Source organism: Gemella sp. zg-570 (assembly GCF_018866345.1).
GTDB lineage: Bacteria > Bacillota > Bacilli > Staphylococcales > Gemellaceae > Gemelliphila.
In genome coordinates this window covers 1,357,504-1,370,502 of sequence record NZ_CP076443.1, presented here as the reverse complement: position 1 = coordinate 1,370,502, position 12,999 = coordinate 1,357,504, and the positions used below count along the sequence as shown (strand labels likewise).

Here is a 12,999-nt window from a genome sequence, read left to right as displayed (position 1 = left end):
AAACAAGGAATTAAATATTGAAAATCATACACAGATTAAAGGAGGAATAGAAGATGATGGACTTCGATCAAGCATTGGAGATGAACTTAATGGAGAAGAAAGAAAATTCATTTCAAGAGATGCCAACAACAGAGGAAATCTTAGAGAAGATAGTAGAATTGACAAGGCAAGAACTTTACAAACAAGCACCGATGAGTTTCTTTACCAAGGAGAGATTGAACTTTTTGATGAACTCACAAGAAGAGAAACATCAAATCATGTTACAACAGATGTATCAAGAGAAAACATTGTTGAAACATCTTATAGAAATTCAGACACAAGCAGAAAACTTTATGGAGAAAATGAAACCAGAGATGATGAAAAATATGGGGATAACAGAAGAGTTGAAAGTCAAAGATCAAATGCAGTGGGTAGGTCTTATGAACAACTTGAATTCTACCCTGAGGGAGATGACCTTAGAGGAGATAGTTTACAACTAGAGGAAGTAGAAAAAACTACTTCCTTTTTCTATTCCAAAGAAAATCCTAGTGAATTAATGACAGATGAAATGCTTGCAAGAGTACCAAAATTATATGGACAAGAAAAAGTAAAAGCATCTGAAAAGCAAGTACACGCAGCTTATTTTATTCCGTTTAAATCTAATTGGACTTGGTATATGACTGAATACGATAAGGATACTAAAGAAGCATTTGGTTTAGTTTTAGGTGGGGAAGCTGAATGGGGATATTTTTCTATTAAAGAATTAGAAGAACTTGGTGCTGAAAGACTTGTTTTAGAAGATTTCCCAAAAACTTTCAGAGAACTTAAAGATACAGAACTTAGAAAACAAATGAATGAAATAGAATTACAAATTGTATTTAACGGTGAATTAAGTTTTGAAGAAAAAGAAATTGATAATCTTGAAAAAACGGATATACCTGTTATTCATCATAAAAATGAGGATATAAAAGAATATATTTCAAGTGAATTAACACCGACTAGCTTATCTGTTAGAGTAGATAAAAAAGATTATGATTCACCTATTTTAAAAGAATACTTTAAGGATTTTGAGTTTAGAGATGGTAGGACATTAAAAGATTTTAATCCATTTAAAGAAGATGAGGATTTTTTTGACTTAATTCGTTTAGATTTCTTTAAAAATCATCTCGGAGAATATCGAGTTAGTTATATCAGTACAAATAGCTTAATGTATAATTCAGAATTAAATCCCTTTATAGAAAAGTTAGAAAAGGATATTGAGGCATTTAAAAACAGTAAAATTGCCGTAAAAGTAGGAACAGAGTTTATTTTATTATCTCAAAGTGATATTAAAGAAATTGAGTTAGACATACATTCTTCAAATGAACATGTATTTGTAGAAGGTAAACAATATCCGTTATATTCAGGAACTACCTTTGTTGAAAGCACAAAGGTGGATGGACTAATTGATAGTGGGGAATTTACTGTCTATAAAATTAATGAATATTTAAAAGATAAATTAAATATTGAGAATGTTTTTGAAGAAAAGCTACAAAAAGAAGATAATAAAGAAGGAAATAAAGACAATACAAAAGTTAATCATATTAACAATTTTGTCATTACTGAAGAAGTACAAGCAGAAAAACTAAGCCCAAGTGAGAGATTAAATCACAATCTTGAAGCTATTTCTATGCTTAAAAGAATTGAAGAAGGACAAAGAAAATTAGATACAACTGCTCAAGAAGTTTTAGCCAAATATGTTGGTTGGGGTGGTTTAGCAGAAGTATTTGACGAAGATAAAAAAGGACAATGGGAAGTTGCAAGAAATTTCTTAAAAGAAAATCTAACATCTAAAGAATATGAAAATGCTAAGGAAAGTACTTTAACGGCATTTTATACACCAAAAATTGTTATTGACGGTATATATAAAGGCTTAGAAAAAATTGGCTTTAAGGGTGGAAATATACTAGAACCTAGTTTAGGCATTGGAAATTTTATTGGTAATTTACCAGTAGAGCTGAACAAATCAAAAGTTTATGGAACTGAACTTGATTCGATTAGCGGGAAAATAGCACAGTTTTTATATCCAGAAAGCAATATAAAAGTACAAGGTTTTGAAGAAAGTAAATTCAGTAATAATTTTTTTGATGTAGCAATAGGAAATGTACCTTTTGGAGAATTTAAAGTAAGTGATCGTGAATACGATAAAAATAATTTTTTAATCCATGATTATTTCTTTGCCAAGTCTATTGATAAAGTAAGACCTGGTGGCGTAATTACCTTTATTACATCAAGTGGAACAATGGACAAAAAAGATGATACGATTAGACGCTATATAGGTAGTCGTTGTGAGTTGCTTGGGGCAATTCGATTACCTAATACAACCTTTAAAGGTGTTGCAGGAACAGAAGTAACAAGTGATATTTTATTCTTAAAGAAAAAAACTAGTGTTAAAGACATAGAACAGGGTTGGTATAATCTTGCTTATGATGTTAATGGAAATAAATATAATAAATACTTTGTGGATAATCCTGAAATGGTACTGGGAGAAATAAAAGAAGTTAGTGGGCGTTTTGGAAATGTCCTGACTTGTGAAGAAAAAGAAAATACAGATTTAAAAGAAATGCTTAAACAAGCTGTTTCAAATTTAAAGGGTGATTATGAAGAAGTTGACATTGAAGTTTTAAAAAATGTAGATAATGATATAAAAGTTATTCCAGCAAATGATGATGTTAAAAACTTTTCTTTTACTTTAGTGGAAGATGAAATATATTACCGAGAAGATTCAGTTATGGTTGCATATTTATTTAATGATAAAGAAAGAGAAAAAATAAAAGACTATATTGAATTAACATCAGTACTTAAAGAAGTGATTAGGCTACAAAAAGAAGATTACTCTGATGAAGAAATTAAAGAAGCCCAAAATAAATTAAATGAAGTCTATGATAGCTTTTCTAAAAAACATCAATTTATTAATGCAAAACAAAATAATAAATTATTGAGTAAAGATAGTCATTATCCACTTGTATCATCTATTGAAAAACTTAAAGAAGGAAAATTCAAAGAAAAAGGAGATATTTTCTATAAACGCACCATTAGAAAAGCAAAAAGTATTGATAAAGTAGATACAGTAGAGCAAGCATTAATTTTATCTGTTGCATCAAAAGGAAGAATTGACTTTGATTATATGTCAAGTTTATTAAGTGACATGAATAAAGATAGTATTATTAATGAATTAAAAGGGCAAATATTTTTAGATATTAAACTTTTTGACAAAGAAAATAATTTGTTTCCATTTAAAGAAAAACAAAAAGAAGAAAATTTTGCCTTTAACTATGTAACTGCAGATGAGTATTTAAGTGGAAATATTCGAGAAAAAATTGCTGTTATGAATGAATACATTGCTTATCATAGTAATGTTTTATCTTTTATATCTGACAAAGAAGCAGATAAGATTACTGAGATTAAAGAAGAAATATCCAAATTGACATTTCAAAAACAAAAATTAGAAGAAGTTATGCCAAAAGAATTAACAGCAAGTGAAATTAATGTAAGGCTTGGAGCAACATGGATTCCTGAAAAAGATATAAAGTCATTTATGGTTCATTTACTTAAAACACCTGGTTATGCTATGTGGGATATTAATGTTAGATATTCTCCATTTACAAGCGAATGGAATGTAGAGGGGAAAAGTGTTGACAGAAATAATGACCTTGCCAATTTAACTTATGGGACAAGTAGGGTAAGTGCCTATAAATTAATCGAGGATTGCTTAAATCTTCGTGATACAAAAGTTTGGGATCAAATTATTAATGAAGATGGTTCTAAAACATCGGTATTAAATAAAAAAGAAACGATGTTAGCTAATCAAAAACAAGAATTAATTAAAGAGGAATTTAAAAACTTTATTTTTGAAGATCCTGAAAGAAGACACAGACTTGAAAAAATATATAATGAAAAATTTAATTCAGTTGTTAATCGTGAATTTGACGGAAGTCATTTATTACTTGAGGGAATGAACTCTGAAATATCTTTAAGATCACATCAAAAAGATGCAATCGCAAGAAGTTTATATGGTGGGAATACCTTGCTTGCTCATGTTGTTGGAGCAGGTAAAACATATGAAATGGTGGCAAGTGCTATGGAAAGTAAAAGACTTGGAATGTGTTCTAAGTCTTTATTTGTTGTGCCTAATCACTTAACAGAACAAATTGGTAGAGAATTTATGCAACTATATCCAGCAGCTAATATTATGGTTGCGACTAAGAAAGATTTTGAACCACAAAATAGAAAAAGATTTATTGGTAAAATTGCAACTGGAGAATACGATGCAGTCATTATAGGGCATACACAGTTTGAAAAAATACCAATGTCTAAGGAATATCAAGAAAATCATCTTAAGGCTGAAATTGCTGAAATTATTGACTATATTGAACAATATAAATATAGTAGGGATCAAAATTCCACTGTTAAGCAGCTACAAAATACTAAGAAAAAATTAGAAACAAGACTTAAAAAGCTAAATGATGATTTTAAGAAAGATGATGTTATTACATTTGAAGAACTTGGAGTAGATAAGTTATTTATAGACGAAGCACATAACTATAAAAATTTATTCCTATACACTAAGATGCGTAATGTAGCAGGGATAGGACAATCTGAAGCACTTAAAAGTTCGGATATGTTTATGAAATGTCGTTATCTTGATGAAGTAACAAATGGAAAAGGAATTGTGTTTGCCACTGGTACACCTGTTAGTAATTCCATGACGGAATTATATACAATGCAAAGGTATTTGCAGTATGATGAATTACAACAAAAAGGACTACAACATTTTGATTCTTGGGCATCAACATTTGGTGAAACAGTTAGTGCAATTGAATTAGCACCTGAGGGAGATAAATACCGAATTAAAACAAGATTTTCTAAGTTTTATAATCTTCCTGAATTAATGAGTATGTTTAAAGATGTAGCAGATATAAAAACTGCTGATATGTTAAACTTACCTACACCAACAGCACATTATGAAACAATTGTAACTAAACCTACTGAAGAACAAAAAGAAATACTAAAATCATTATCTGAGAGAGCTGATAAAGTTCGTGATAAAAGAGTAGAACCTGAAGAAGATAATATGCTTAAAATAACTAATGATGGCAAGAAATTAGCATTAGATCAAAGATTAATTAATCCATTACTAGCTGATGATGAAAATTCTAAAGTGAATGTATGTGTAAAAAATATTTTCAGTATTTGGGACAAAACAAAAGAAAAGAAATCAACACAACTTGTGTTTTCTGACATGTCTACACCTAAAGGATATGGTGAATTTAATATTTATGATGATATTAAAAATAAGCTAGTTAATCTAGGAGTACCAGAAACAGAAATTGCTTTTATACATGATGCTAATAATGAAAAACAAAAAGATGAATTGTTTGCGAAAGTAAAAAAAGGAGAAGTAAGAGTATTACTTGGGTCAACACAAAAAATGGGAGCAGGTACAAATGTACAAGATAAACTAATTGCATTACATGATGTGGATGTTCCTTGGAGACCGTCTGACTTAGAACAAAGGGCAGGTAGAATTGTACGACAAGGAAACGAAAATAAAGAAGTAAATATTTTTAGATATGTAACGGAAAATACATTTGATAGTTACTTGTGGCAAACAATAGAGAATAAACAACGCTTTATTTCTCAAATTATGACAAGTAAAACACCTGTAAGGGTTGCTGAAGATGTTGACGAGAATACATTATCTTATGCAGAAATTAAAGCCTTAGCAACAGGTAATCCACTTATTAAAGAGAAAATGGATTTGGATGTAGAAGTAACTAAATTAAAAATGCTTGAAGCAAATCATAAATCAAATGTATATAAATTAGAAGATAGAATAATAAAATTTTATCCTAAAGAAATTACAAGACTTGAAGACAGAATTGAAAAATTAAAACTTGATATTCAAAATGTAGAGCCACTAGGAACTAGTGATAAAAAATTCACTCAAATGGAAATTAAAGGAATTACCTATACAGATAAAAAAGAAGCTGGTGAAAAGTTACTGGATACTTTAAAAACAATGAGGTTAAAAGAAAATCAAGTTATAGGTAAATATAGAAATTTTGATATTGAAGTTAGTTATGATAGTTTTTTCAATAGGTTTATTTTCTCATTAAATGGGCAATTAAAACATAGTAGAGAAATTGGAGAAAGTTCAGATGGTAATATCACAAGAATGGATAATGTACTTGATAAACTAAAAGATAAGCTAGAAGATTCTATCCAAAAACTTGAAGCAACAAAAAATCAACTAAGCAATGCAAAAATAGAAGTTAAAAAGTCTTTTGAAAAAGCAGAAGAATTAAAAGAAAAAACATTAAGACTTGCAGAAATCAATCGACTATTAGATTTAGGAGATGTAGAAGAAAAAGAAAATCTTAATCCACTACTTGAAGATGTCAAAAAAGCAATTATTGATTTTTGTAATAGAGAATATAATAGTGGTCTTAATTATGAAGATTTTGATAATCAATTTAGTGATTTAAGTAGAATTGGAATAGCATATACAGAAACGGAAGATTCGGCACATTCCATTCAATTTGAAGTAAATTTAAAAGACTATACTTACACACTTTATGTTGATGATACAGTTATTACTGTGGATAGTTTAGCTAAAGATAGAACAGAAGAAGATGTTTTAAAAATAATACTTGAAGATATGAAGTATGGAGATTTTAGTGAATTTGTGAGAGTAAATGAAGATGATTTATATACTAAACTTGGGCTTAAAATAGATGATGACGGAAACTTTTATGATCCACTAGAAAAAGACTTAGATAATGACGGTATTGTTGACAGGTATGACAATGACTTTAAAGATAGTGATTATTTGTCATCTACATTTGATATTGATGAAAAAGAAATAGTAGAGCAAAAAGAATCGACTTTAGGTATGATTGAAAAATTTAAAGAAAAGATTAGTAATGAAAATAATTCAACAGAATTAAAGCAAGAAAGAGAAAATGAAAGATAGTTTTAGGAGGAGCAATTGCTTCTCCTTGTTTATTTGAAAGGAGATTTACAATGAATTTTAAAGAAATGAAAAACACCCTTAACGAGATGATTAATAATAACTATGAGGACTTTGTAAAAGCTCTTATTAGTGTAGAAAAAGGAGTAAATAATCAAGAAGCCTTAAATAACCTTTACGAACAATTTATGGAAAATGATGGAATGAATCTACTACACGAAGAATTTGATTATATGATTGATGAATTAGCAAATAATGGTGTGATTAAAGAAAATGAAAAAGAAGTAGAACTTAATGTGTATGTTGGAAATATTGTGTCTGATGTTAAAGTTGAAGAAATAGAAGGAAAAAATGGAAAATTCAAAGTTGCAAACTTTAACATTGCAGTCAATGATGAAAGAGGTGAAAGTAAATTTATTAATATCTCAGCCTATGGAGAAAAGACGAAGTTTGTTGAAGATATGAAAAAAGGGGATTTTGTAAAAATATCAGGAGAAGAAAGATATTCAACTGATGAAAAAGGTAATGAATATCTTAATGTAAAAGCTATTTATTCTAAAGTTTTAAAAGCTAAGGTTCAAGAAAAAGAAACTGAAAACAAGAAAGTGTCAACTTTAGATGCTATTGCTAAATTTAAAGATAAGATTAGTAACGAAAGTAAAGTGGATGATAAAAAAGACAAAGGAGTTGAGTTGTAGAGTTGTGGCAGCCCTTAGGGGCTGTCTTTTTTATTGTCTAAGAAGAAATTTATATAAAAATATGGTATAATATGTATTATAATTACATAAAAGTGGAGTTAGGAGAATAAATTATGGAGTTTAACTATAATGGATTGTGGAAAATATTGATTGATAAAAATATGAAAAAGAAGGATTTAATAGAAACTATTGGAATTTCTCCTACAACAATATCAAAAATGACAAGAGGGGAAGCTATCTCATTATCTGTTTTAGGGAAAATATGTAAATCATTAAATGTTGATATAGGTGATGTTGTAAATTTAATAAAAACCGATGTTGAGGATAAATAAATGGATTTAAAAATCGATGTAAGTGAAGAGAAGTGGAGTAGAGAAATTCTAGAAATACTCTTGATAGACAGAACAACAAATACAAATATCATCTGGGCAACAGATGATTATGAATATCTAGGAAATTCTTATTATTCAAAATATCCTATACAATATCATCTGATTACAGGCAGTCTAGGGAATATTATTCAACCTAGAATATTAAAGTCTAAAGAAAATCAGATTATTAGAACAAAGTCTAAAGCAGAAGTATTTACGCCTAGTTGGATTTGCAATGCACAAAATAATTTGATTGACGCTGCTTGGTTTGGAAGGAGTAATGTTTTTAATGTTGAAACGGAGAAATCATGGGACTCAACTGTAGAAAAAATTATTTTTCCTAAAGAAAAAAATAAGTCATGGAAAAAATATGTAGATGAGAAAAGGCTAGAGATTACATGCGGAGAAGCTCCATATTTAGTAAGTAGATATGATACAGTTTCTGGAAAATATATAGAACTTAATAAGAGGATTGGAATTTTAGATAGAAAATTAAGAATAGTAAATGAAAATACTGATAATGAGCAAGATTGGCTTGAATGGAGTGAACGTGCATTTCAAAGTGTATATGGTTTTGAATTTCAAGGTGATAGCTTATTAATTGCTAGAGAAAATTTACTGGCTACTTTTTGTGATAATATGGAATTTAAATTAAATAGGTATCCAACACATAGAGAATTAATTAGAATTGCAAAAATCATTTCATGGAATTTATGGCAAATGGATGGTTTGACCTATACAATACCATTTAAAAAGTATGTATCTCCAAACGAACAGATGTCATTTATTGGCTTTGAAGAGGAATACATAGATGACTATTGTGTGATTAAAGATTGGAGGTCCAAGAAGAAAGTTATATTTAAAGACTTGATTGGTAAGGAGGTATATTAAATTGAGAGACAATAAAATTGAAGCAATAGATATATTAGATAGGATAATTGTTGGTAGAGTTGACCCTTATATTTACGCTTTTACAACAAATACTATTCCTAATTATTTAAAAGTAGGAGACACTTATCGTTCAGTTGCGAAAAGACTAAATGAGTGGAGAGTATTCTTCCCAGAACTAGAAAAACAATATGAAAGCAAAGCACTTATTGATGATGAGACATACTTTAGAGACTATTCCGTTCATAAATATTTAGAGGACGATTTAAAGAAGATAAGATTATTACCCTCTGATTTGGAAAATGATTTATATTATAGTAAAGAATTTTTTAAAGGAGCTACACCTGAAGATGTTGAAAATGCCATTAATGATATAAAGAATAATCATATAGAAAACACTGGTAAATATGAATATTACAGTTCAAAAAATAATCTGCCTCAAACTTTTCATTATCAGCGAGGAGATAATTGGAATTTACGACCAAATCAATTAGAAGCAGTAAATAACTTTGACAAAGCGATTAAAAATGGAAGAAAAAATTTGTTAATGTATGCAGTTATGCGATTTGGTAAATCATTTACTTCTCTTTGTTGTGCGTTAAAAATGGATGCCGAATTAGTGTTAGTTCTCTCTGCTAAAGCTGATGTTAGAGATGAATGGAAAAAAACAGTAGAAAGTGCTGGAAACTTCCATCAGTATATTTTCTTAGATGCAGAAGATTTATTGAGAAATGAAGAAATTATAAAAGATAAAAAGTCAGAAGATAAAAGAATTGTTTTATTTTTAACGTTACAAGATTTACAAGGTGAAACAATAAAAGATAAACATAAACAATTATTCGAAGAACAAATTGATTTATTAATAGTAGATGAAACTCATTTTGGAGCAAGAGCAGAATCATTTGGAAAGATACTAAAAGATGCTGGATATGATAAAAATGATGAAAAGAATTTTAAAAAAATATCTGACGATAGTATGGATGTACTTGATGCTAAGGAAGAAATAAAGAAAATTAATGCTTCTATAAGGTTGCATTTATCAGGAACCCCATATCGTATATTGATGGGAAGTGAATTTGAAAAAGAAGATATTATTTCTTTTGTTCAGTTTTCTGATATTGTTAAGGAACAAGAAGAATGGGATAAAAACAACTTAAATAATGATGATGTAAATGAATGGGATAATCCGTATTATGGTTTTCCGCAAATGATTAGATTTGCATTCAATCCTAATAAATCTTCTAGGCAAAAAATGGAAGCTTTAAGAAGAAGTGGTGTTAGTTTTGCTTTTTCCAAATTATTTGAACCTGTATCTATAAAAAAGGATAGTAAAAATAATAATCATAAAAAATTTCAAAATGAATCTGAAATAATTGATTTGCTAAAAGTTATAGATGGTAGTAAAGATGATGAAGACTTATTAGGATTCCTAGATTATGACAAAATCAAAGAAGGTAAAATGTGTAGACATATGGTTATGGTTTTACCTTACTGTGCTTCTTGTGATGCTATGGAAGAATTGATTACTACCCATAAAGATTCCTTTAGAAATTTAAATGATTATCAAATATTAAATATTTCAGGGGTAGATTCAAGTAAAACATTTAGAACTCCTAATGATATAAAAAATAAAATCAAGGAATATGAAACGGAAAATAAAAAAACTCTTACATTAACTGTAAATAGAATGCTTACAGGATCAACTGTAGAACAATGGGATACCATGATGTATTTTAAGGATACAGCTTCACCACAAGAATACGATCAATCTATATTTAGATTACAAAATCAGTATATTAGAATTTTGTCAAGTGAAAGTGGAATTATAAAAGAAAATTTAAAACCGCAGACATTGTTAGTAGACTTTGATCCAGATAGACTATTCAGAATGCAAGAACAAAAGTCACTAATATATAATGTGAACACTGATGAAAATGGAAATTCAAAATTAAGGGAGAGAATAGAAGAAGAACTACGTATTTCTCCTGTAATAGTGATGAATAATAACAAGATTAAGCAAGTTGATGCAACAAATATACTTGAAGCTGTAAGTTTGTATAATAATAAGAGAAGTGTTTCAGATGAAGTAGTCGATATTCCTATAGATTTATCAATTTTAGAAGATGACGAAGTGAGAAAAGCAATTGAAGAGCAGGGAGAATTTAATTCTAAACAAGGTTTAACAATAGATCCAAATCAAGGTGAAGGCGACGACTTGGATATAGATGATTCTTCAGATGATTCATCGGATACAAATAGTAATAAAGATAAAGATAATAAGTCATTCAAAGAAGAAAAAACTGATGAAGAAATTAAACGCTTAGAAGGACAAATAAAAACTTATTATCAAAGGGTGCTATTCTTTTCTTTCTTAACTAAGGATAATGTTGCATCTTTAGATGATATATTAAATGTTATACAAAAAGATGAAAATACTCGATTAGCAAAAAATTTATATTTAAATAAGAATGTTTTAGAAAAATTATCGTATTTAATGGATCCTTTTAAAAGAAGTAAATTAGATTATAAAATACAAAATATTTCAAAACTTGCTTCGGATGATAGTGTTAGTCCATTAGATAGGGCTTTAACGTCTTTAAAGAAATTTAACAGAATGTCAGAGTCAGAGGTGATAACACCAACCAGAGTTTGTAATGAAATGGTTGATCTTATCCCAGAAGGTGGATTAAGGAAAATAGTAAATGAAAAAAATAAACTTTTAGATATTGCAACTAAGTCTGGTGAGTATGCAGTAGCTCTATATAAAAGATTGATTAATGATTTAGGATTTTCTCATGAAGAAGTAAAAGACATTATTTACTCTATTCCTACCTCTTCTATTGCTTATGAATTTACAAGAAGATTTTATGAAATATTGGATTTAGATATTGATAACATTGCCATTAATTTTAATGCATATGACTTGGTAAAAAGTACATCTGATAATGTAGATTATGAAAAGATATGTAATTTACTTAAACAAAATAAAAAATTTAGGGAAATTGACTTAACTGATGAAATAAAGGCAGGTGAAAAAATAGTGAAGTTTGGAGCAATAGTAGGCAATCCACCTTATCAAGTTAGTGATGGTGGAGCACAATCGAGTGCAAAACCAATTTACCATCATTTTGTTTTACTTGGGAAGCAATTATCTAATACTTATACAAGCTTTATAACACCAACAAGATGGTTTGCAGGTGGAAAGGGATTAGATAATTTTAGAGAATACATGTTGAATGATAATTCTATTGTAGAATTACATGATTTTTTAACTCCAGAGGATGTCTTTCCAAACACAAATAATCGAGGTGGAGTATGTTATTTTATAAGTGATATTAATAAGGTAAAGCCTGAGGTTAAAGTTGTAACGAATAAAAATCGAGAAGTTATTTCTAATATCGACAGAAAACTTTTAGTGGAGGGTATTGAAATCTTTATTAGAGACAGCATTGGTTTAGAAATTATTGATAAATGCAAAGGTAATTCTATATCTGAAGAAGTATCATCGTTACGCCCATTTGGATTTAGGGGTTATTTTATAACCGATCCAAAATACAAAGATAGTTTAGAGGATATGATTAATCCAATTATATGTTATGGAAAAGGAAAAAAAATTGGATTTGTCGAGAGAGAATTAGTTGGAAAAAATACAGAATGGATTGACTCATGGAAAGTGTTTATACCTAGAGCAAATAACATAGGTACTGAATTAAATGATGATAACTTAAATGCTTTTGTAGCTAAACCAAATGAGATTTGTACGGAAAGTTACTTATCAATAGGAGCAAATTTGAATTTAGATAATAAATCTAGTTGCAATTTAGTAAAATATTTAACAACAAAGTTTGTAAGATATATGCATAGCCTTGCAAAAGCCAGTCAAGATGCTACATCTAAAACATTTAGATTTGTTCCTATACAGGATTTTAGTGATAAGTCAGATATAGACTGGTCAAAATCTATTGAAGAGATAGATATTCAACTATTTGAAAAATATAGTTTAACTGAAAACGAACGTAATCATATTAAAACTTCTATTAAGGAGATGTAA

Annotated in this window: 6 protein-coding genes; all 6 read left to right on the top strand. The window is 28.7% G+C overall.

Annotated elements, in window-relative coordinates; all coding sequences use genetic code 11:
- Nucleotides 1-53 precede the first annotated feature (53 nt).
- The 6 genes from KMP11_RS07975 (at nucleotide 54) to KMP11_RS06625 (ending at nucleotide 12,999) form a co-directional block, all read left to right on the top strand.
- Complete coding sequence (locus KMP11_RS07975) at nucleotides 54-479, top strand: TnpV protein (RefSeq protein ID WP_371741380.1); 426 nt, start codon at nucleotides 54-56, stop codon at nucleotides 477-479.
- Nucleotides 480-535: 56 nt separating this feature from the next.
- Complete coding sequence (locus KMP11_RS06645) at nucleotides 536-6,994, top strand: helicase-related protein (protein WP_371741379.1); 6,459 nt, start codon at nucleotides 536-538, stop codon at nucleotides 6,992-6,994.
- Between the two features lie 50 nt (nucleotides 6,995-7,044).
- Nucleotides 7,045-7,689, top strand: a complete 645-nt coding sequence (locus KMP11_RS06640; RefSeq protein ID WP_216279791.1) for a single-stranded DNA-binding protein — start codon at nucleotides 7,045-7,047, stop codon at nucleotides 7,687-7,689.
- A gap of 113 nt (nucleotides 7,690-7,802) precedes the next feature.
- Entirely contained in the window at nucleotides 7,803-8,021 is a 219-nt protein-coding gene (locus tag KMP11_RS06635; protein WP_215756808.1) for a helix-turn-helix domain-containing protein, read from the top strand.
- Nucleotides 8,022-8,951, top strand: coding sequence for a hypothetical protein (locus KMP11_RS06630; protein WP_215756807.1), 930 nt, complete (start codon nucleotides 8,022-8,024; stop codon nucleotides 8,949-8,951).
- Between the two features lies 1 nt (nucleotide 8,952).
- Entirely contained in the window at nucleotides 8,953-12,999 is a 4,047-nt protein-coding gene (locus KMP11_RS06625) for an Eco57I restriction-modification methylase domain-containing protein (protein ID WP_215756806.1), read from the top strand.

What these genes read in the sequence shown, in the direction of transcription:
- KMP11_RS07975 (WP_371741380.1), top strand. Translation starts at nt 54, where the DNA reads ATGATGGACTTCGATCAAGCATTGGAGATGAACTTAATGGAGAAGAAA.
- KMP11_RS06645 (WP_371741379.1), top strand. Translation starts at nt 536, where the DNA reads ATGACAGATGAAATGCTTGCAAGAGTACCAAAATTATATGGACAAGAA.
- KMP11_RS06640 (WP_216279791.1), top strand. Translation starts at nt 7,045, where the DNA reads ATGAATTTTAAAGAAATGAAAAACACCCTTAACGAGATGATTAATAAT.
- KMP11_RS06635 (WP_215756808.1), top strand. Translation starts at nt 7,803, where the DNA reads ATGGAGTTTAACTATAATGGATTGTGGAAAATATTGATTGATAAAAAT.
- KMP11_RS06630 (WP_215756807.1), top strand. Translation starts at nt 8,022, where the DNA reads ATGGATTTAAAAATCGATGTAAGTGAAGAGAAGTGGAGTAGAGAAATT.